At 52.2% G+C, this 22,029-nt stretch carries 11 protein-coding genes and 1 pseudogene; 6 read left to right on the top strand and 6 right to left on the bottom strand.

Annotation, left to right across the window (positions count from 1 at the left end; genetic code table 11):
- Nucleotides 1–2: 2 nt before the first annotated feature.
- Nucleotides 3–2,288, top strand: coding sequence for an alpha-galactosidase (locus tag M2108_RS12160; protein ID WP_277469706.1), 2,286 nt, complete (start codon nucleotides 3–5; stop codon nucleotides 2,286–2,288).
- Between the two features lie 214 nt (nucleotides 2,289–2,502).
- Nucleotides 2,503–4,215 (top strand): methyl-accepting chemotaxis protein, encoded by a 1,713-nt coding sequence (locus M2108_RS12165; protein ID WP_277469601.1) that lies wholly within the window; start codon nucleotides 2,503–2,505, stop codon nucleotides 4,213–4,215.
- An 88-nt stretch (nucleotides 4,216–4,303) separates the two neighbouring features.
- Here the strand turns inward: M2108_RS12165 and M2108_RS12170 are convergent, their stop codons facing one another.
- Nucleotides 4,304–4,795, bottom strand: a complete 492-nt coding sequence (locus tag M2108_RS12170; RefSeq protein WP_277469602.1) for a pyridoxamine 5'-phosphate oxidase family protein — start codon at nucleotides 4,793–4,795, stop codon at nucleotides 4,304–4,306.
- 679 nt (nucleotides 4,796–5,474) lie between these two features.
- Here M2108_RS12170 and M2108_RS12175 point away from each other — a divergent pair.
- Nucleotides 5,475–5,573: pseudogene (locus tag M2108_RS12175) on the top strand (carbohydrate ABC transporter permease); the annotation flags it as partial.
- 80 nt (nucleotides 5,574–5,653) lie between these two features.
- Here the strand turns inward: M2108_RS12175 and M2108_RS12180 are convergent.
- Entirely contained in the window at nucleotides 5,654–7,006 is a 1,353-nt protein-coding gene (locus M2108_RS12180; protein WP_277469603.1) for a sodium-dependent transporter, read from the bottom strand.
- 265 nt (nucleotides 7,007–7,271) lie between these two features.
- Here M2108_RS12180 and M2108_RS12185 point away from each other — a divergent pair, with 265 nt between their 5' ends.
- Nucleotides 7,272–10,709 (top strand): S-layer homology domain-containing protein, encoded by a 3,438-nt coding sequence (locus tag M2108_RS12185; RefSeq protein WP_277469604.1) that lies wholly within the window; start codon nucleotides 7,272–7,274, stop codon nucleotides 10,707–10,709.
- 204 nt (nucleotides 10,710–10,913) lie between these two features.
- On the opposite strand, the gene M2108_RS12190 is transcribed toward M2108_RS12185, so the two are convergent.
- On the bottom strand, nucleotides 10,914–11,624 hold the full coding sequence (locus tag M2108_RS12190) for a DNA alkylation repair protein (RefSeq protein WP_277469605.1): 711 nt from the start codon (nucleotides 11,622–11,624) through the stop codon (nucleotides 10,914–10,916).
- Between the two features lie 530 nt (nucleotides 11,625–12,154).
- Nucleotides 12,155–13,063, bottom strand: coding sequence for an ArsR/SmtB family transcription factor (locus M2108_RS12195; protein ID WP_277469606.1), 909 nt, complete (start codon nucleotides 13,061–13,063; stop codon nucleotides 12,155–12,157).
- 171 nt (nucleotides 13,064–13,234) lie between these two features.
- Here M2108_RS12195 and M2108_RS12200 point away from each other — a divergent pair, with 171 nt between their 5' ends.
- Complete coding sequence (locus M2108_RS12200; RefSeq protein WP_277469607.1) at nucleotides 13,235–14,731, top strand: glycoside hydrolase family 43 protein; 1,497 nt, start codon at nucleotides 13,235–13,237, stop codon at nucleotides 14,729–14,731.
- Between the two features lie 614 nt (nucleotides 14,732–15,345).
- Here the strand turns inward: M2108_RS12200 and M2108_RS12205 are convergent.
- Nucleotides 15,346–16,431: an HD-GYP domain-containing protein gene (locus M2108_RS12205; RefSeq protein ID WP_277469608.1), complete on the bottom strand. Its 1,086-nt coding sequence runs from the start codon at nucleotides 16,429–16,431 to the stop codon at nucleotides 15,346–15,348.
- A gap of 609 nt (nucleotides 16,432–17,040) precedes the next feature.
- Here M2108_RS12205 and M2108_RS12210 point away from each other — a divergent pair.
- Complete coding sequence (locus M2108_RS12210; RefSeq protein ID WP_277469609.1) at nucleotides 17,041–20,586, top strand: M14 family metallopeptidase; 3,546 nt, start codon at nucleotides 17,041–17,043, stop codon at nucleotides 20,584–20,586.
- Nucleotides 20,587–21,045: 459 nt separating this feature from the next.
- Here the strand turns inward: M2108_RS12210 and M2108_RS12215 are convergent, their stop codons facing one another.
- Nucleotides 21,046–22,002 (bottom strand): glycoside hydrolase family 43 protein, encoded by a 957-nt coding sequence (locus M2108_RS12215; protein WP_277469610.1) that lies wholly within the window; start codon nucleotides 22,000–22,002, stop codon nucleotides 21,046–21,048.
- Nucleotides 22,003–22,029 lie beyond the last annotated feature (27 nt).

The following is a 22,029-nucleotide window of genomic DNA, read 5'->3' on the forward strand; positions in this document are numbered from 1 at the left end:
GCATGAACATTTACGTTGACGAATCGCTTGGCCTGTTCCATCTTCAATCCAAAGGTACCAGCTATATTATCCAACTCATCGAAGGCTATCCTTCCCACGTATACTGGGGATCACGCCTCCGCCATGACAGCACCCTGGCTGATGCGCTACAGATCCGCGAGCGTTCATCGTTTTCCCCGAATCCGGTGCCGGGCAAACCGTCCCTTTCGCTGGATGCCCTGCCTCAGGAGTATCCGCAGTACGGCACAAGTGACTTCCGCCGTCCCGCTTACCAGGCCCAGCTTGCCGACGGCAGCCGGATTACAGAGCTGAAATATGCAGGATATGCTATTACTTCCGGCAAGCCGGTTCTTGAAGGACTTCCCGCTGTCTATACGGAGAGCGATGATGAAGCACAGACACTGGAGCTTACCCTGAAGGATAACTACGCCGGGCTTACCGTCAAGCTGTTGTACACCGTTTTCGCTGATCACAGCGCGATTGCCCGTTCCGTACACTTCGAGCATGGCGGCTCAGAGCCGCTGCGGCTGGAGCAGGCGCTGAGCGCCTCTGTTGATTTTGCCGATTCCGCCTATGATACCCTTCACCTCAGCGGAGCCTGGGTAAGAGAGCGCCACATCCAGCGCCGTGCGCTTGTGCCGGGTGCCGCAGTAGCGCTCGAGAGCCGCCGCGGATCAAGCAGCCATCAGGTTAACCCGTTCATGGCCCTGCTGCGCCACGGCGCGGATGAAGACCACGGCGATGTATACGGCTTCAGCCTGGTCTACAGCGGCAGCTTTGCTGCTGTTGCCGAGGTTGAGCAGTTCGGAACAACCCGTGTGAACATCGGGATTAACCCGTTTGATTTCTCCTGGCTGCTGGAGCCGGGTCAGACCTTCCAGACGCCGGAAGCAGTACTGGTCTATTCCGGCGAAGGGCTCGGCGGTATGTCGCGCACCTATCACCGCCTGTACCGGACCCGCCTCTCCCGCGGCGTTCACCGTGACAAAGCCCGTCCGATCCTGGTCAACAACTGGGAAGCAACCTATTTTAACTTTGACGCCGACAAAATCACCGCCATCGCCAAAGAAGCCGGCCCGCTCGGCATCGAGCTGTTCGTGCTCGACGACGGCTGGTTCGGCAAGCGTGACAACGACGACAGCTCGCTCGGCGACTGGTTCGAACACAGCCGTAAGCTGCCAGGCGGTCTTGCTAACCTCGCCGGCCGCGTAAACGCGGAAGGCCTGCAGTTTGGTCTGTGGGTGGAGCCGGAGATGGTCTCGCCGGACAGCGAGCTGTACCGCAAGCACCCGGACTGGTGCCTGCATGCTGAAGGCCGCCGCCGTACCGAGGCGCGCAACCAGCTGATCCTTGATTTTTCACGTCCGGAGGTCTGCGATTACCTGTATGAAACCTTGAGCGCGGTCTTCTCCAGCGCACCGATTACGTATGTCAAGTGGGATATGAACCGCAATATGACCGAGATTGTCTCTGCTGCGGCAGCTCCTGAGCGGCAGAAAGAAACCGCCCACCGCTACATGCTCGGTCTCTACAATCTGATGGAGCGCCTGACCTCGCGCTTCCCTGATATCCTGTTCGAGAGCTGCTCCGGCGGCGGCGGCCGGTTCGATCCGGGCATGCTGTTCTACATGCCGCAGACCTGGACCAGTGACGATACCGATGCCATCGAGCGTCTGGCGATCCAGTACGGCACAAGCATTGTGTACCCGGCCAGCAGCATGGGCGCACACGTCTCCGCTGTGCCGAACCATCAGGTTGAGCGCACAACCTCGCTTGCGATCCGCGGCGATGTGGCGATGAGCGGCAACTTCGGCTACGAGCTGGATCTGACAGCCTTCACCGAAGCAGAAAAGAACCTGGCTGCCAAGCAGATCGCCCAATACAAAGAGATCCGCTCGCTTGTACAGCAAGGGGATATGTACCGCCTGCTGAGCCCGTTCGAGGGCAGCGGAGATACGGCCTGGATGTTTGTCAGCGAAGACAAGACAGAAGCCTTCGTAGCTTACTTCCGTGTACTGGCCAAGCCGAATGCCCCAATTGCACGGCTTGTGCTCAAGGGGCTTGATCCAGCGCTCGACTATGTGCTGGAGACCGGCGCAGCCGATAATACGGACCGGCATGGCGCTGAGGATGCAGCCGCGGCAGCAGACAGCGCAGCCCCGTTCCAGCCGGCCTTCGGCGGAACGCCTTACGGCGGCGACCGCCTGATGCGCATCGGACTCGTTGTCTCCGATCTGCGTGGTGATTTCGCCAGCTGCACCTACCGCCTGAGAGCGGTAAAGCGTTAAGGTTTCTTGCAGCAGCCAGTCTTCTAATGCAGCTATAGCAGAACCCAATAAATGGGTATTCATCTCCTCCCGGGGGGATGGATACCCTTTCTCTTTTTCTCCAATACAGAAGCCCCGGAATTCTCCTCTATCCGCTCAACAAACAGCTGTAATTTGTCGATATATATTTTGTTAAAATAATTGACATTATAGAGAAACAAAGGGGACATCTTGTATGAGGCTGTTAAAACACCTGAGTATTGCAAAAAAGCTTATGATTCTCATCCTGGTGAGCGCAGCTTCTCTGCTTACCATCGGAACAATCGGTCAGGTCTACACGAATATAATGGCCGATAAATCTGAAGTAATGTACGAGGAGAATCTTATCCCGCTCAAAACCGTCATGCAGATCCGGATCAACGCCAGAGCAAGTGATGCCTATACGCTTGAGCTGCTGACAACCAAAAATGCTGACCGGATAAAAGAATTAAATGACGAAATTATTTCCGCATGGGCAGAAATTGATGACATGATCGGAGAGATTGAAGCGACACATCTCAAGGAAGCGGAGCGTCAGCTTATAGCCCAGTATCATGAGCAGGCAGCGGTACTGGAAGCTTCAAGACTTCAGGTCATTGAACTGGCCTCTCAGAATAAATATGAGCTGGCCTATATAGTCTATACAGAAGAGGTGGAATCCCAGCGCAAGCTGGTCAATGACACGCTAAAAGCCCTGCAGCACTCCAAGGTTGAAGGAGCCGGTGTAATCAATTCGCAGAATCAGAGCCGGGTCACCCGGATTACGATTATTGCCACATCTGTCATGATTGCTACACTTCTGCTGCTCGTCTTCCTCGGCCTGCTGATCTCGCGCATGATTGTCCGACCGGTCAAGGAGGTAAGAGGCCTGCTGCTGCAAGCTGAACATGGTGACTTTACCGTAAAAAGCAGCTATGTCTCCAAAGACGAGATCGGCGGGCTATCCGCTTCCTTTAATAAAATGACCGCCAAGCTGCAGTCGATCTTCAGCACCGTCCAGGAATCCTCGCATTTCGTCGCCTCCACCTCCGAGGAGCTTAGCGCAAGCGCTGAGCAGAACAGCCATGCAAGCGGGCATATTGCGGAGACGGTTCAGGAGCTTGTATCCGGTACCGAGAAACAAGCAGATATTGTCGAGGGCACCTCGGTATCGATTTCAGACATGACCGGCTACACCCGGACCATTGCTGATCATACAGAACAAATGAAGCAGGATGCACTGCATGCCTCCAGGATGTCGTTGGAAGGCAATCAGGCTATTACAGAGGTTACGTCGCAGATGAATTCGATCTCCACGAACGTAACCAGCCTATTCGAAGCGGTTAACAGCCTTAATAGCCGCTCCGCTCAAATCGGGGAGATCATTAGTGTCATCTCCGGAATTTCAGCCCAGACCAATCTGCTCGCGCTGAATGCATCGATTGAAGCGGCCAGAGCCGGAGAGCATGGCCGAGGCTTCGCGGTCGTAGCCGGTGAAGTACGAAAGCTGGCCGAGCAGTCGAACAAATCAACCGAGCAGGTTACGCAGCTTATACATCTCATCCAGCAGGATACAGAAGCAACCCTGCATACGATGGATACCGCTTCAAAAGAAGTGCATGCCGGGCTGAACGTCGTAAATGATGCCGGAAGCTCCTTCCGGAAGATTGATGAGGCGGTTAGCCGGTTCGTTGACCAGATCGGGGACATTTCCGAGGCTCTGCAGAAGCTGGCCGGCGGTGTCGTGAACTTGAATACTTCTATCGGAGAGGTTAGCAGCGTGGCCAAGGATTCCGCTTCCCTCTCGCAGAACATCTCTGCTGCAACTGAAGAGCAGCTGGCTTCCATGCAGGAAATCTCTTCTTCAGCCCAGGCATTAGCCAGTCTGGCTGATGATCTCCAAAAGATCGTGAATCAATTCAAAATCTGAGTTGGATAAAGTATACCGTCCCGAACCAAACAGAAGGAGCCCCGCTGCGAGAGCGGAGCTCCTTCTTGTCATGCTGGCCTGCTCAGTGCTATTCCAGTTCAACCGTCTGGTTGAGGTTAGAGTTTTCAGTATCCTGATTGGTTATTCTTTTGAACATATAGGTCGCTTTCTCAGCCAGGTTGCCGCTCTTCCAATACTCTGCCGCTTCCGCATGTACCTGAATCAGAATGACTTCCGGATCATCATAGCTAGTCTTCAAAAATGCTTCATAGCCCGGATTCCAGTACTCCTTCTTCTTGGCTACATCCTCTACAATCCGCGCTACGCCGCGGATGGAGACATAGGATTTATCAGCGTATACGACGTTGACCCGCGGGTCGTGCAGGATCTCATCAAACTTGCTGGTATCCCGCTTGGTGAGAAACCACAGATCCCCGTCAAACTCTACCTCCTGCGTCTTCATCGGCCGGGACACCAGACCTTCAGGTGAAATCGTGGTGAACATCGCCGTATCAATGCCCTTGATCAGCTTGCGGACCGTCTCGACGGCCTCCTGATGGCTATTGTTCAAAGTTGACATGCAAATCGCCTCGTTTCTTCCATGTTAGGGTAATAGGTTCTCCAAACGCCTATCTTTTATATACCCGAAATCGCGCGCGATTATCTGCGGGTACTGTTCCGGCTTACAGCTTCCTAATATATAGCTGCTTCAGACCGGTTGTGTCCGAAAGACCTGGGCGGGTCAGTAAACCATCATCGAACCGGGGAATAAGCCAGCCATGCTGTGTATCTTTAACGGACAGAGATAATCTTATTTCCGGTAAAATCGATATTTTATCAGTCTAACGGACACCAGTACGCTTAAATACAATAATTTGGTCTGAAAATGTCCTCCGGGGATGATTTAAGCGCACTACAGTCCGTTAGCTTTGCCAGAAGCTTTATATAGGAAAAATAACGGCTCTACGGTCCGTTAGAGTTCGTTAGAGTTCGTTAGAGTTCGTTAGTGTTCGTTAGAGTTCGTTAGAGTCCGTTACAGTCACCACTCAGCCAATGCAGGGCTCAATCAATACGCACTATACGCAATCTGCGGGGATAAACGATCTCTGCACCCTGCTTCCTTCTGAAATCTGCCCCTCTGCTTCCGGCCAGCGGCTGAAGCCTTCTAGCTTTACAGTAATAAGGCAGCCGGCTGAAGCAGAGGCTGTACTTCAAGCTGCCGGGGATTCTGCCTAGGATCACTATCATGTTCATTCTCCGCTGCTATCATTGTAGCCACGGTGCCAATCCTGGTTGTGTATCCTTTTGTGCAAAAGTACTTTGAGAAGGGTGTTATGATTGGTGCGGTGAAGGGGTAACGGAAGAACAACTGCCAGCGCTGCCCTGTTCATTTAAAAAAGCCCCCGGGACAAGTCCCGGGGGCTTACGAACGTACACTCTAGAATTTGATGATTCCCGACGTGTGCAGCAGCACCAGGAGGACCAGCACCGGCGCCACATAACGCAGGGTGAACAGCCAGATACGGAACCAGCGGGCATTCAGGCCGGCCGCATCAGCTGCACCTTTCCAGAAGTAGCCCGCAAAGATGGTAATCAGCAGGCCGCCCAGCGGCAGCATAATGTTGGAGGTAATGAAATCCATCCAGTCAAACAGCGCTTTTCCGCCGAACGTAAGCTCAGGGAACATTCCCAGCGACATGGCTGACGGAATGCCGACCAGGAAGCAGACCAGTGACAGAATCCAGACAGCACGCGGACGGCTCCAGCGGAAGCGCTCCATAGCGTAGGATACCGGAACTTCAAGCAGCGATACCGCCGATGTCAGAGCGGCAATCGCCAGCAGAATGAAGAACAGTCCGCCGAAGAAGGCGCCGAAAGGCATCGCAGAGAATGCCGCCGGCAGCGCGACAAAGATCAGCGAAGGCCCCTGGTCAGGAGCAATGCCGAACGAGAACGTGGTCGGGAAAATGATCAGGCCGGCGATGAACGCATAGAGCAGATCGCCTGCGCCGATAGCCAGTGTGGCAGTGCCAAGTGACTGGTTTTTGTCCACATATGATCCGTAAGTCAGCAGAATCCCCATTCCGAGCGAGAGCGAGAAGAAGGCATGTCCCAGAGCGACCAGCGCGGATTCCGCCGTCAGCACCGAGAAGTCCGGTTTAAGGAAGAAGGATACGCCGGCAGAGGAACCAGGCAGAGTAACGGCACGGATCATCAGGACGATCAGCAGCACGACCAGACCGGGAATCAGCACCTTGTTGAATTTCTCGATCCCGCCGGATACGCCGAGAATAACGACAGCAGCCGTGATCAGCATGCCTACGCCCTGCCAGACAATCGGCATATAACCGGAGATAAACGAGCCGAACTCGCCGGCATAATCGGTATTGCTGAACAGCTGTCCGTTAAAAGAAACCACTGCGTATTGCAAGGTCCAGCCGGCAACGATGACATAGAACGAGAGAATCAGAAACGGGGCTATAACCTGCAGAATTCCGGCAGCCTTCCAGCCTTTTCCGCCTCCTGCACGGATGAACGAGGTTGCGGCGCTTCCGCGTCCGCTCCGTCCGATCGCGAGCTCAGCCAGCAGGACCGGCAAGCCGATCAGCACGAGGCAGACAATAAAGAGCAGGAAGAAGGCAGCTCCTCCGTTTTCCCCTGTTATATAAGGAAACTTCCACATATTCCCTAGACCCACCGAGCTCCCGATGGCTGCGAGAATGAAGCCGCTGTTCGAGAAACGTTCTTTTTTCTCTGTCAGCAGGCTTTGTTGACTTTTTTGTTGATTCATGTACTGACCCCATTTTTTTATTTTTTATGCCCCATTATAGCTTATATAACGCATATGTGTCATATATTTTTTTAATTCATTGTCCCGCTAAAATATGACAAAGTAAATTAATTTCGTGAATATTTTAATTTTTCTTTATAACATTTTTAGGTACAAAGACCGATAAGTGCTTTATATCTTTAATACACACCATCGCTAAAGGAGGCTGGCGAGTTTAGCTGACAGAAAAAGCGCTTCCAAAAACTAATAACCAACATCAAGGGAGATGAATACACTGAAGACCAAATCATTATCGTCCAAGCTTTCTGTATTGTTCCTGGCTGCGGCAATGCTTATCAATCTTACCGGACTTACAGCCTACACTTCGGCAGCCGAAGCGCCGGATCTGCTCCATAAGGCTTATATTACCAGCTTTAACACAGGCGTAGTGGATGTTGTTAATCTTGAGAACAATACGGTGGAAGCAGGAAAAATCAAAGTTGGGAACTCGCCTAACAGCGCAGGCTTCAACCCCAACGGAAAACAGATTTATGTTACAAACCGCGGCAGCTCCAGTGTATCGGTTATTGATCCGGCTACCGACACTGTGATCAGCACAATTCCCGTAGGTGCATCACCGCATGGTGTTGCATTTAATGCCAGCGGCAGCAAGGCGTATGTTGCAAATCTCAGTAACGGAACAATCTCTGTCATTGATACCGCAGCACTGGTAGTGACCAATACGATCTCCACATCCGGCAGCCCGTCAGTTATTGTCGTTGTCGGAAATAAGCTGTTCATCGCCTCCCAAACCGATCATTCGATTAAGGTAGTAGATTTGGCTCAGGAGAAACTGGTGACAACTATCCCTATCCCGAATAGTGCCCCTTACGGGCTTTCCGTCAACCCGGCTGGTACCAAATTGTATACAGCTAATCGGGGAGGCAACTCGGTGACAGTCATCAATGTTGCTGACAACTCAGTTGAAGCAACGATTACTGTCGGCAGTGCTCCTCATGCTACAGAGTCATCTCCCGATGGCAGCCGTGTCTATGTTGCAAACGCATCGTCCAACAATATGTCTGTTATCGACACTGTGACGAACACTGTAATCAAGACTATACCTGTTGGCGGCAACCCTTATGTTGTCGGTGCCTCTGCAGACGGCAAGCATGCTTATACCATTAACTACACCGGCAGCAGCATGTCTGTCATTGATACGGACACTCTGACTGTAACGGCTACGATTCCGCTCAGCAACGGTCCGTTTATGGTCGGTACGTTCATGGTTTCCACTGCTGCTGCCGCGAATCCGGCCGTACCGCAGGTGGCTGCTCCTTCAGCCAGCCCTGCAGCAGGTGCTGTTCCTTCCGGTACAGAAGTAACTTTAACAACAGCAACGGAAGATGCGTCGATCTACTATACAACGGATGGCAGCGATCCTACTTCCGGCAGCCAGCTCTATACCGGACCGGTCGCCATAACGCAGGCGTTGACGCTGAAGGCAATTGCCGTTAAGGCAGACATGAAGGACAGTGGAATTTTGAGTCAGGACTATACACTGACTGCTCCGGAGAACAGCATCATCGAGCCGGACACAGCTGTCTTTGACAAGCGCACCGGTGCGCAGGCTGATATAGCTGTAAACATGACTCTGAAGGGCAACACCCTGACAAGCATTGAATATGCAGGTACACCGCTTGCAGAGGGAACAGACTACACCGTTTCCGGTGATACCGTCACCCTGTCTGCTGCTTATCTGGCGAAACAGCCGCTTGGAACAGTGCAGCTCACCTTTATCTTCAGTGCAGGAGCTCCGCAGGCTCTGACAGTTGCGGTTTCTGACACCACACAGATTCCGGGCGCTCCGGTTCTGCAATCGGCTGTTCCCGGCAATGGACAGGTCCAGTTGACCTGGGCTCCTGTTGAAGGGTCTGCCGCCTACAAGATCTATCAGAGTGTAAGCTCGGCAACCTACGGCGAGGAACTGGCTACAGTCTCTTCTTCCGTATACACCTACACTGCTTCCGGCCTGACTAACGGCACAGCTTATTATTATGTAGTCCAGGCCGTCAACACTGCCGGAGACAGTCCGGTATCCAACCAGGCAAGCGCAACGCCAATTACAGTACCGGGCGCACCGCTGGCAGTCAGTGCAGCAGCAGGTGACAAAACAGCTGTCATTTCGTTCACCGCGCCGGCAGACAACGGAGGCAGTCCGGTTACTGGCTATGAGATCAGCTCGGCTGAGGGCGACATCAAGGTAAGCGCCGCTTCAAGCCCGGTAATCATCACAGGACTGCAGAATGGAACCACCTATACGTTCACTGTAAAAGCGATTAATGCCGCAGGTACAGGTGCTGCAGCTACTACAAATGCCGTAACTCCTGCCCCTGCTGTGATTACAGTTCCGGATCCGACTGCAACCCCAGCTCCGACTGCAACCCCGGCTCCGATTGCAAACCCGGCGCCAGCTGCTACAAGCACAGCAGTGCTTATCAACGGACAGTTGCAGACGATCGGACAGTCCACGCTGACACAGTCCGGTGGACAGACGGTTACCACTCTGACCCTTGATGGAACCAAGCTTCAGGAACAGCTTAATGCCGCAGGCAACGGTGCCGTCATTACACTGCCTTTCACAGAAGCTTCCGATGTATTCGTAGGTGAGCTGGACGGGCAGATGGTGAGCAGCCTGGAACAGAAGCAGGGTGTGATCAAAATCCAGACCCCTCAGGCCAGCTACACACTGCCTGCCGGCCTTCTGCGGATAAGCAGTCTCTCGCAGCAGCTGGAGCAGACTTCGGCGCTGCAGCAGATCGCACTGCAAATCCGGATTGCAGCACCAGCCGCAACCCAGCTGCAAATCATTAATAGTGTTGCGACTTCAGGCAACTTCACCCTGGCAGCCGCACCGCTGGATTTCACGATTACAGCAACAAGCGGCGGTAAAACAATCGATGTAAATACCTTCAACACCTACGTTGAAAGAAGCATCAAGCTGCCAAGCGGCATAGATGCAAGCAGAATCACAACCGCGCTTGTTATTGAACCTGACGGTTCCGTCCGTCATGTCCCGACTAAGGTTATTACTGAGGAAGGCGGACAGGTTGCCCGGATCAACAGCTTGACCAACAGCACCTATGCTGTAGTGTACCACCCGGTTGCCTTTGCAGATGTGACGGGCCACTGGTCCCAGTCTGTAGTCAATGACCTTGCCTCGCGTATGGTCTTGAACGGGACCGAAGATGGTGGATTCCATCCCGGCCTGGATATGACCCGTGCCGAATTCACCGCATCGCTCGTAAGAGCGCTGGGACTCAGGCTGGAGAACGGCACCTCTTCCTTCACGGATGTCCAGTCTTCCGCGTGGTACAGCCAGGCTGTCCAGACTGCAGTAAGCCACAACCTGATTCAAGGCTTTGAAGATCAGACCTTCCGTCCGCTGGAGCAGATCACCCGTGAGCAGGCAATGACCATCATTGCCAAGGCTCTTGCCTACAGCCCTGCTGTACAGGCAGACGGAAGCCAGGCCGCTGCACTCAGCTCCTTTAAAGATGCCGGACAGGTATCCGCCTGGGCAGCTGCAGGTGTCAGCGAAGCACTGAAATCAGGAATAGTTTCCGGCCGCAATGAGAGCACGCTGGCTCCAAAAGCCAACGTCACCCGTGCTGAGGTAGCCGCACTGCTCCATCGCTTCCTTGAGAAATCCGGCCTGATCTAATTCATCCGTCGCACCAAAAAACTCCCCACACGGGGAGTTTTTTGGTTGCATCAGACAATATTTCTTATTCGGTCGACCCCGGTCGGTTACAGGTTCGGGGAAATGCTTCCATTTGGAAGAAAAGCGGATTCAATAAGCTGCGCCGTATATATTTTTTCACTCGAAAAAAACCCGCATCTCTGCGAGCCTCCCTTTATTGAATCCTCAGCATCTCACATGGCGGCGCTTGAATCCGAGCTTCTGCCCTTTATCCATCGCCTTCTCAATATTCGCATAGGCATAAATGTGCTTGCTCTTTCCCTTGCCGTCCCCGACTTCTACCGGTCCTACCTCTTTGGCTGTTGCAACAGCCTGCTCATGAAGCGGCACATAAGAGATGCTCACTGTATAGAGGAAGTTATTCATGGAATATCGGGTCCGTTCGGGCGCATCGTGAATGGTATCTTTCACCAGCTCCAGCATACCGGCCAGCTTGTCTGCATCAAATTCCGCGTCCTTCCGGTTGCCGAGCAGCCAGCAGTAACAGCTCCAGCCCGCCGACATCCGCAGGTCCTCGCCGCTGGCAATCCACTTATCGGCCACCTGCTGGGCAATATCCGCCTCCGCCAGGGTGACAGCCACCACAAAATCGGAGAGCATATAAAAGTAGGCATCATCCATCCACCGGTCATAATCAGCTTCGGTCATGCCATTCGGATCGGCAATAATCCCGGCAAAATACATCGCGTCATAGTTGCCTGTAGCATACAGCTGTTCAGCCAGCTCCTGATTAATCCCAGTCTGCTTAAAAATCGGCTTCATCGCTCCGGTCGCCACGCCGAACAGCGGCTCCTGCGCACCGTTTGAGCAGTACATTTTCTTCGTGCGCTCCTTGCCGAGGGCTTCGAGCTCGTGCATTACCGTTTCTGCATTCATCCATAACACGTCCTTAGCTTTAGATACTGAAAGTGTACTTCACAGCCGTCCTGGCCGCAAGTTAGGCTGTTAGCGGAGTGGTCGGTGGTCGGTGGTCGGGTGGTCGGTGGTCGGTGGTCGGGTGTCGGGTGTCGGGTGTTGGTTGCGCTTGTCGGGTGAATTTGCAGGGGGGGCCCTCCTACGATTAGTTGGATTTTCGCCACCTAATTCCGTCATTCTCCAGGATTTATGATATTTAGTTGGAAAATCGCCACTTAAATTCAACCAGAAAGCCCCTTGAGAGCAAATACGGCAAGATTAAGTTACCTTTTTCCACCTAATTGTCTTTTCCCGGTAAATTGTCCGGAAATAGATGGCGATTTTCCACTTAGTTCATCCTTCTTTTAGTTACACAAGAGACGCATCCAGCACTCTCAACACTCTCATTACTCTCAACACTCTCAACACTCTCATTACTCTCAACACTCTCAACACTCTCAACACACTCAACACACTCAACACTCTCATTACCCTCAGCTCTCTCAGCTCTCTCAGCCCTCCAGCTGCACCCGGATTATAATATCCTGGTCGTGATTGCCGAACCCGGCTCCATACAGTGTCAGTCCGCCGACATGGGCGGCCTGCTCCTCGACCGCAAAGCGCAGTGTCCAGAACGGCTCTTGCAGCCGGACGTCATGAACGGTCACCTCCGACATCCGCTCCCCGTCGATCCAGGTGCCTGAAGCATCGATGCGGATCGTCTTGAGCAGCCCGTACTGGTTCACATTGCGGTGCCACCAGGACGGGGTGTATTTGCCGCGGGCGGCCCGGCCGAAGTCAGCCGGGCTGGTCCAGGTACCGAGCGGGATGCCGTTGAAGGTGAAGCTGATATCCGACGGCCAGTCATCCTTCAGGCCCGGTGCCTCCGAGGCCAGCTCCATCGAAATTTCAAGCGCTTCGACCTTCTGGACGGGGAGCAGATAATTCGGCGTTTTATACTCCACATACCCTTTACCGAACCACAGGATGGCCGCATTCACCCGCTCGGGGTCATAGAAGTAACGCGGATCATCCCACACTCCGATCTCCATCTCACGGGTGCCCAGCCCGCAGGTCGGATGCACCTCAAAGGAGGTATAGTGGCCGACGGAAATGCTCTGCTCCCTGATTCTCGCATTGCGGTATGCCGACGGCAGTTCGACCTCAATATGTCTTTCCTTGAGAAAACACATCTTGTGCGTCCCCCCGTTCAGCCGTACTCTGCGGCTCCCCAGCAGCCCTGCCTGCTCCAGCTTGCGGATATGCATCGTAACAATTGACGGGCTGAGCTCCAGCCTGGAGGCAATCTCCTTCATATTCATCTCCTGCCCGGCAAGCAGGCTCATAATCCGCCATCTCACCTCGCTTGCCAGCGCTTCATACAGCGGCAGATATTTTGGTTCCCCGTTTGCCCTGATCATCGGTGTCATCCATCCTCTGCAACTGAATTCATATATATATTAATTTAATTGATTTAATTTTTCTGGGCAACCCCAAGCCATTGCAAGATTACTGTTGATATTGTTTAATTTCATTAGTCAGCGCTCATCATAGATTCATATATATACGAATTCATAAACGAGGTGGATATTATGATCTACAACAATCCGGTCATCAAGGGCTTTTATCCCGACCCCAGCGTCTGCCGGGCAGGAGATACGTATTATCTCGTCTGTAGCTCCTTTCAATTTTTCCCCGGCGTTCCGCTGTTTGAGAGCAAGGATCTGATCAACTGGACGCAAATCAGCCACTGCCTGACCCGGAACAGCCAGGTTCAGCTTGGCGAAGTAGGCAGCTCCGGCGGGGTATTTGCTCCTACGATCCGCTACAACGACGGACGGTTCTATATGACGACAACCAATGATTCGCTGCGTCAGAACTTCTATGTATGGACTGACGATATTTACGGGGAATGGTCGGAGCCGATCTTTGTAGATCAGGGCGGGATTGATCCGGATCTGTATTTTGAAGACGGCCGGGCTTACTTTATGAGTAACGGCCAGGACGACAACGGTGTTGGCGGAGTTGTCCAATGCGAGATTGACATTGCCACAGGCCGCAAGCTGTCCCCGAGCCGGACGATCTGGCAGGGTACCGGCGGTCGGTATCTGGAAAGTCCGCATATGTACCTTATCAACGGACGTTATTATCTGATGGCGGCTGAAGGCGGCACAGAATATGGCCACATGGTTGTTTATGCACGCGGTGAGCAGCTGTCCGGCCCATTCGAGTCCTATCCGCATAATCCGGTGCTGACCAACCGCAATCTGGGCGGCTACGAGCTGCAGGGCGTCGGACACGGTGACCTTATCCAGGACCCTGAGGGCAACTGGTGGATGCTGCATCTGGGCTTCCGCCAGACCGGGCGCTGGCTGACCTTCCACCATCTGGGACGCGAGGTGTTCCTCACCCCGGTAACATTTGATGAGGATGGCTGGTTCACCGCAGGGCATAACGGCACTACACTGAGCAGCTTCGAGACAGACCGTTTACCGGAAAGCACAGTCCAGGAGGACAAGAAGCGCTATACCTTCAGCAACACAGACTGGAGCCTCGACTGGTGTTATCTGCGTCATCCGGCAGCGGACAATTATGTGCTGGAGCCTGAAAAGGCAACTTTAACAGGAACCGGGGTTACCTTGGATATACCGGCCTCACCGACCTTTATCGGCATTCGGCAGAAAGACTTCGATGCAGTCATTTCCTGCAAAGTGAAGCTTACGGGAAGCGGCGAGGCAGGCCTCACATTGTATATGGATGAGCTGCATCATTATGATCTGGCAATAGTCCAGGATGAGGACGGCTGCCGGGTGATTGAGCGGCTGAACATCGGGGATGTGAAATCGGTTGAGCATACCGCCAAGCTGAATGATCAGCAGGAAGCGACGCTGCTTATCAAATCCGCATCTGAACGCTACAGCTTCTTCCTTCAGCAGGCTGACGGCGCAGATCTGCCGCTTGGCACAGCGCATACCAAATACCTCTCCTCCGAGGTGGCCGGCGGCTTTACCGGCGTGCTGATCGGACTGTATGCCTGCGGCGAGGGTGCAACCGCTGAATTCACAAACTTCGTGTGCGAATATAAGTAGAACGATGTAATGTATTGGATAAAGGAAAGCCCTGCCTGCAGCTCACGCTGACTGGCGGGGCTTCTTGTGTATAACCGGAATTTCCAGTGATCATACATACTACTGCGTCTCCCCCAACGCCGCCACTCCTCTTGACTTGCCAGGTAGGTTATTCCAGCTCTAACGGACCGAGACGACCTTATTTGCTTCATATATCCACTCTGTGTATTCTAACGGACTCCAGTGCTCTTTTTTGCCAAAATCAGTCCAGTGAATGCCCGTTCAGCCGGCAATAAGCACACTACGGTCCGTTAGCACCCTAAAAATGCGTTTTCGGGTGAAATAAGGGCTGTGCAGTCCGTTAGATCGAGGGTCTGAGAAATGATCCGAATGTAGTCTCTAACAGATAAGGGGTGCCCTATTTGCTCCAAAAATCTGCGTCTGCGCTCACAACAATCCAGCGTAATAGAACAACGTACAGCAACAACCACCAACATGCCCATGACGCCCTCATAATCAGCCGGTGTGTCTAACCGGAAGCTGCACAGCTCCTGACGCCGCCGGAGTACAAATGCAAAAGAGAGCAGCTTCTCCTTAGAAAAGCTGCTCTCTTTTGCTCATATTCAATTGCTCCGTTACCCGATAACATCCCTGATATGCACAAGACTCGTTTTACTTAAATCAAGGAACTCATTTTGCGCCAGGGCGACGAGCGGCCGGGTCGGATAGTTCGAATTAGTCAGCACAATGGTGCCCGTTCGCCCATCCGATAAATGGACCTCGCAGCCAACCTGGCTGGCTAGCAGCGAATCGAGGAACGTCATGCCTATATAAGAGTCAAAGCGGTTATGTATGATACCTTCATGAATATTGTTGATGACTTCAAAAAATGAAACTGCAGGCCTGTGCGGCCGGTCGGAAATCATCGCCATGTAGATGTCTGCCAGGGTAACGATTTTGCTCAGCCGGTCGATCTGGTCCCCTTTGATCCCGTGGGGGTAGCCGCTGCCGTCTTCTCTCTCATGATGCTGCAGGGCGACCAGGGCAATACGGGGATCAACACCCGAATTGGACAGCAGCTCATACCCGAGAACCGTATGCTGCTTCATGATCTCGAACTCATGCTTGTCCAGCCTGCCCGGTTTGGTGATCAGTGAAGACGGCAGCCTGACCAAACCGATGTCATAGACACAGGCGGCGGTTGCCAGCAGCTCCATTTCTTCATCATCCAGCCCAAGCCGCCGGCCAAGTGAAGTAGCGATGACCGCAACACCTATGCTCTGCTTGTAGCGGTAATCCTCTTGCTCCTTAAGCTCCGAGAACACCTGGAACAGATTGAACCGCTTCGCAGTATCTTTAATGAAGGGAAGGATCTTCTCCTCTACATCGTCAATCGGAACGATCCCGTTGGCCCGCACAAGCCGGTCTATTTCCTGCAGATGCTTCTCCGTGCGCTTGGCCAGTCTGCGTGATTCAATGCTTGAAGGGCGAAGCCTGGCTTCTGCTGCAGCATCTGCTGCTTCAGGGCGCTTCTGCTCCTCCTCCCCGGTCTCTTCGACAGCCTCCTCCACAATCCTGAGCTTGATTTTGAAATTCGCCAGCTTGTCGATGTGATTCTGATGCAGAACGGTATCCTTCGAGATTAACAGGATTCCGTCCGTACTGTAGATATTGCTGCCCAGCTTTTTTCCGATAAAAATATCATATGCCTCAAGCGACATTTATGGACTCGCCCCCGCCTTCCTTCCCTTAATTGCACAGACGTGCCGGATCGCGATGATCATCTATCTGATAGATAGTATTCTAAGCCCTGTTTGGGCAGGTTCAAAGCATTTATTAGCGTTGTTTCCGGAAAATGAATCCTAAGTATGAGCTGTTGAACAGTCGAGCCCCCGGAAGTGCATTTAGGACTACGATACACGCTTTTTTTCTTGGGTCATTGGAAGGATTCCTGCAGGGGAACGGATGCGCTCATTTGCACGCTTCTGCACACAAAAATCTTCGGAAACACGAGCCGCAACAGCTGCCAGCTTTTATATTATTTTCATTTTCAACAATATAATTTTTAAGCGTTATCATTTTAAAAATATAATTTTTTGGCTTAAATCTATGAAAAAGCTTCCGATTTTAATTAAAATACTATATTATAGTTTTCTATATGCATAATAAATGTTTTTTATGTATATTAATTCGTCACACGCAATGTGAATATTACATATTCATGGGAGATTTGCCGTACGAATCCACAGGAGGGATGCATAAATCTGCATCAGCAGAATCTACTGCCGTCCGGGCAGCGATCTATCCAACAAGACACTGGGAGGTATATGATGACTAAGAAATTTTTATCCTTATTAATCGCGTTAACCCTGACCCTATCCGGAATTATTCCGTCAGCCTATGCCGGAGCAGCCGTTACCGAGGTCCAGCCTCAGGTTCAATCCGCAACGGTATCTGAACAAGTCTATCAGACAGCCCAGGCCACCGCGCAAGCTACTGTATCCGAAGAAGTCTACCAGGCCTCGATGACCGAAGCCAGAACCATGCCGGTTACGCTGACCCTTCCTGAAGGCGTTACAGCAGACCAGCTTACCTGGACATTCGGCAGAACTGCGGAAGAAATGAAGCCGCTGTCCGAATGGAAGAAATGGAATAACGCTTCGAACGTTAGAGCTTATACGGGAGATCCTTTTGTAAAAGTATCCTATGAGCCTGCTGCAGCTTCTACGGTAACCGCTCTGGTATACTTCGATATGCCATACGGTGTGAACCTGGCCGTCAGCGGCATCCGGGCTGAATATGTGAAGCTTGCAGGAGTATATAACCTGACTGCAAAAACGCCTGCCGGTGATGTACTGGTAGAGCAGCAGGTGGATCTGAACCCGTATGATACCTATCATACATATGATGAGATCAAGCCGGCGATTGATAGAATCACCGCTGACAGCAACAACAAATACGGCCGTTATGTGGAGTACCAGCAGATTGGAACATCCACTCAGGGACGGGCGATCCACTTCTCCATCGTCGCCAAGGACAAAGCGTCCGTAGACCAATATTTGAATGAAACGCTGCCGCTGATGAACAACGACCCTGCCAAGCTGCAGGAAATGATCAAGAGCGGCCAGCTTCAGGATTATAAAGTGCCGATCTGGCTGAACAACATCCACGCGGATGAAGCCAACGGTGTTGACGTTATTATCAAGTTCCTGGAAACCCTGATGACTGAAAAGATCGTCAACTATGATACAACCGATGCCAATGGCAATGTAGTTCCGGTAGCCCTCGATATCGACAAGGCGCTGGACAATGTGATTTTCCTGCTCGATTATGTAGAGAATCCGGACGGCCGTGCGCTTAATACACGTGCGACTTCCACCCTGCTTGACCCGAACCGTGACAACTCTTACCAGACACAACCTGAAACTCAGGCTGTTACGGCGCAGATTGCCAAATGGACTCCGCTGAGCTTCCTGGATATGCACGGCTTCGTGAGTGGCTTCCTGATTGAGCCTTGTACGCCGCCGCATGATCCGAACATTGAATATGATCTTGTTATGGATAACATGGTTAAACAGGCTGAGGCAATGGGTAATGCCGGTATCGCCAATACCAAATACGACGAGTACCACATTCCTTATAAAGAAGCCGAGAAGCTGAAAAATGATCCAAACTATCCTGATCCTTACGGCAATGCAACCGGCTGGGACGATGCCTCCCCGGCATACACTGCTGTATATGCCATGCACCAGGGTGCGCTTGGACATACGATTGAAGTGCCTGAGCTGAACGAAGATTCCCTGGATGCCTTCTACTATGCAACACTGGCGGCTACCAATTATGTACAGGATAACAAACAAGAGCTGTTCCTGAACCAGCTCGAAATCTTCAAGCGCGGCCTCAACAATGAAGATAACAAAAACGTTGATGAATTTCTGGTAAACGCCCAGTATGAATCAATCGGCCGTGAGCGTGAAACCGAAACAACAAACTTTTTCCCTGAATACTATGTGCTTCCTGTAGCTAAGAATCTGCAGAAGAACGCGCTGGAAACGTACAAAATGGTGCAATACCTGCTCCGTAACGGTGTAAAAGTGGAACAGACCACTACACCTGTAACGGTAGACGGCAACACTTATCCTGCCGGAACTTATGTCGTGAACATGCATCAGGCTAAACGGGGTTATGCCAACCTTGTCCTGTATGATGGACTGGATGTATCCGACTTCGATGCCATGTATTCCGATACCGTCCAGAACTTTGCCGATATGCGCGGATTTGACCGTTATATCAGCCGCAGCGTTGGTGCCTTCACCGGCAAAACTGCGCAAGTCAGCAGCATCGTAATTCCGACAACGAACCTGGATCAATATCCGTTCTCGCAAAATTACGTTATCCGCAACAGCAACAATGATGCAATCAAAGCGGTTAACGAGCTGCTCGCGAACAAAAAAGCAGTAACACTGCTCGAAAACGGCGGTGCCGGCTATGAAAAAGGCAGCTTCCTGGTATCCAGATCCAATCTGCGGACCGTGGCTTCCAAATACCTGCTGGACATTGTACCGTTCTATGCAACAGGTGACAAAACAGGTAAATTGCTGAAGCCGGCAAATGTAGCGATTGCGGGAGCACCTTCCTTCATCCTGGCGGATCTTGGATTCAAGGTAACTTCCAACACAGCTACAGCGGACGTACTGGTTAACTCCGGTACTAACCTGATCGCCAGCGGCAAGCCGTTCATCGGGTATGGCCGTACGATCCTTAGCAGCGTTAAAGCTCTGAATGTTCTGCCTGGTCTGGATTTTGCCAATCCGGTGAACAAGGCGAACAGAGCTGCCGCGCATGAAGGCTTGTTCAAAGCAACCATTTCACAGGATAGCCTGATTACTGCTCCTTATGAAGAAAGTGAATACCTGTACACTGTATCTGCTGCTTATATCACAGCTGTTCCGGAAGGCGCTGAAATCCTGGCGAAATACGGAACCGGCGATGACTTCTTCAAAGCCGGCTGGTGGCCGAACAATGATGCTGCCAAAGATCAGGTACTGGCTCTGGATTACCAGACAGACAGCATCCATGTAACCCTGTTCGCCAACGATCTGCTGAATAAATATCACCCGCAGAACCAGTTCAGACTACTGGCTAATGCAATCTACGCTTCGTCTCCGGCAGCTACAGAAGCTGACGGCATGGACCCTGGCGTATTGGAATCTGAACCGGTTAGTCCGGGTACAGGTGCACCGGCTGCAACTGCAACTCCGGCACCTACTGCAACACCAGCTCCAACGGCAACACCACAGCCGACAGCAACACCTGCTCCGGCTGGCAGCTTCACAGATCTGGGCAAGGTAACCTGGGCTGCCTCTGCAATTGAAGAATTAAGTGCTAAAGGCATTATTAACGGCGTAGGCAACGGCAGCTTCGCACCGCTCAAGGAAGTTACCCGTGCCGAATTCATCACTATGATCGTCCGTGCTTTCGCTCTCCCGCTGGAGAATGCATCGGCTGACTTCACTGATGTGGCAGCAACCAACTGGGCTTACAGCTACGTTGCCGCCGGTGTCAGCAATGGTCTGGTGAATGGTGTGGGCAACGGCAAATTCGAGCCTAACCGTTCCATCACCCGTGAAGAAATGGCAATCATTGCTGCCAATGCCCTGACGAAGTTCAAAGGCAAATCGGTTACCAATGCCGATGCCGCCCTTGCAGGCTTTAAGGACAAGGCAAGCATTGCTTCTTATGGTAAAGACGCTGTAGCGCTGCTTACCCAGGAAGGCATTGTGAAAGGCATGACCGCCGACACCTTTGCGCCAAAAGGCATTGCCAACCGCGCTCAGGCTGCTGTCATCATCAGCAATATCCTCAATCTGCAATAATCCGCTTTTAATAGCTTACACAGGGATGCCCCTCGGCCGTTACGGCTTAGGGGCATCCCTGTTTTCATTGCAGCTTCCTCTTGGGGCATCCTGCCGTTGGCTGTAGAATTCTGCAGACTGCATATACATACTTACTCGTTCAATCTGGTTAGTTGGATTTTTGCTAGTTAATTCTTGTATTTCTCGGAGTTTACGGCCATTAGGTGGAATAAGGACATCTATTTCGGGCTACTTATATCAATAGGGGCATTTAGGGCGATTTTAGGTGGCGTTTTTCCAACTAGATTCCCGTTAACCAGGTTTAGCGTAAAATTAGATGCCGAATTTCCACTTAGTTTGGATTAACCCTTTCCCGACAATCTGCGCCCCCAAATTTGACAGATAAACGGAACTGAAAAAAGAAATAAACCGTATCACACCGGTAAGTTCCCCCCGGTATGATACGGTTTATCCGTTTATTCAGAGCTGCAGCTCTTTGCCGTCCGGTACCGGCAGGCCGAATAGAGGCAGACCCTGCTCATCCCACTCTACCGGCTGGACACGGGCATGACGGTTTGGATCAAACAGGGGATCCCCTGTAATCTCCTTATAGTTTCTGGCATGATAGACAATCAGCTCCTGCGACCCGTCAGCCGATACCGTAAAGCTGTTATGCCCGGGACCATACTGGCTGGTCTCCTCGCTTGATGTGAAGACAGGAACCGGGGATTTGGTCCATGAGCCGGCCTCCAGCAGATCACTGTCATCTGCTGCCGTGAGCATTCCCATGCAGTAATTATGGTTAGTGGCGCTGGCAGAATACGTAAGGAATATTTTTCCATTCTTTTTAAGGATTGCCGCCCCTTCATTTACCCGGTAGCCGATTACTTCCCAGTCATACTCCGGCCGGGTAATCACCGTCTGTCCGCCTTCCAGCGTCCACGGGTTGGCCATCTTCGAGATGAACAGGCTGGAGTTGCCCTGGACCGACGGGTCCTCCTGGGCCCACACCAGATACCGCGTTCCCCCATGCTCAAAGGTCGTTGCATCCAGCGAGAAGGTATCCCAGGCGGTATAAATCCGGCCCTTCTCTTCCCAGCTTCCCGTAAGCGGATTGTCCGATCCGTTCTCCAGTACATACAGCCGCTGTGCAAAAGGCGCATCATCGCTGCCTGCGGAGAAATACACATACCATTTGCCGCCGATAAAATGTATCTCAGGCGCCCACACATAACCGCTCATAATGCCGGTGACATGCTTGGTCCAAATGACTACCGGCTTGCTGCCGGCAAGCTCCCCGAGGGTCTGCGCTCTGCGCAGCTCAATTCGGTCGTACTCGGGTACTGAAGCGGTGAAATAATAGTAGCCGTCACTGTGCCGGTAGATGCAAGGATCCGCCCGCTGCAGGACTAATGGATTGGTAATGGTTTCTTTCATCTCTATTCAACCTCCTGATTATCTGAA

The organism is Paenibacillus sp. PastM-3 (genome assembly GCF_029893965.1).
GTDB lineage: Bacteria > Bacillota > Bacilli > Paenibacillales > Paenibacillaceae > Paenibacillus_AQ.

What these genes read in the sequence shown, in the direction of transcription:
- M2108_RS12205 (WP_277469608.1), bottom strand. Translation starts at nt 16,431, where the DNA reads ATGTCGCTTGAGGCATATGATATTTTTATCGGAAAAAAGCTGGGCAGC.
- M2108_RS12210 (WP_277469609.1), top strand. Translation starts at nt 17,041, where the DNA reads ATGACTAAGAAATTTTTATCCTTATTAATCGCGTTAACCCTGACCCTA.
- M2108_RS12195 (WP_277469606.1), bottom strand. Translation starts at nt 13,063, where the DNA reads ATGATCAGGGCAAACGGGGAACCAAAATATCTGCCGCTGTATGAAGCG.
- M2108_RS12200 (WP_277469607.1), top strand. Translation starts at nt 13,235, where the DNA reads ATGATCTACAACAATCCGGTCATCAAGGGCTTTTATCCCGACCCCAGC.
- M2108_RS12165 (WP_277469601.1), top strand. Translation starts at nt 2,503, where the DNA reads ATGAGGCTGTTAAAACACCTGAGTATTGCAAAAAAGCTTATGATTCTC.
- M2108_RS12160 (WP_277469706.1), top strand. Translation starts at nt 3, where the DNA reads ATGAACATTTACGTTGACGAATCGCTTGGCCTGTTCCATCTTCAATCC.
- M2108_RS12185 (WP_277469604.1), top strand. Translation starts at nt 7,272, where the DNA reads ATGAATACACTGAAGACCAAATCATTATCGTCCAAGCTTTCTGTATTG.
- M2108_RS12170 (WP_277469602.1), bottom strand. Translation starts at nt 4,795, where the DNA reads ATGTCAACTTTGAACAATAGCCATCAGGAGGCCGTCGAGACGGTCCGC.
- M2108_RS12190 (WP_277469605.1), bottom strand. Translation starts at nt 11,624, where the DNA reads ATGAATGCAGAAACGGTAATGCACGAGCTCGAAGCCCTCGGCAAGGAG.
- M2108_RS12180 (WP_277469603.1), bottom strand. Translation starts at nt 7,006, where the DNA reads ATGAATCAACAAAAAAGTCAACAAAGCCTGCTGACAGAGAAAAAAGAA.
- M2108_RS12215 (WP_277469610.1), bottom strand. Translation starts at nt 22,002, where the DNA reads ATGAAAGAAACCATTACCAATCCATTAGTCCTGCAGCGGGCGGATCCT.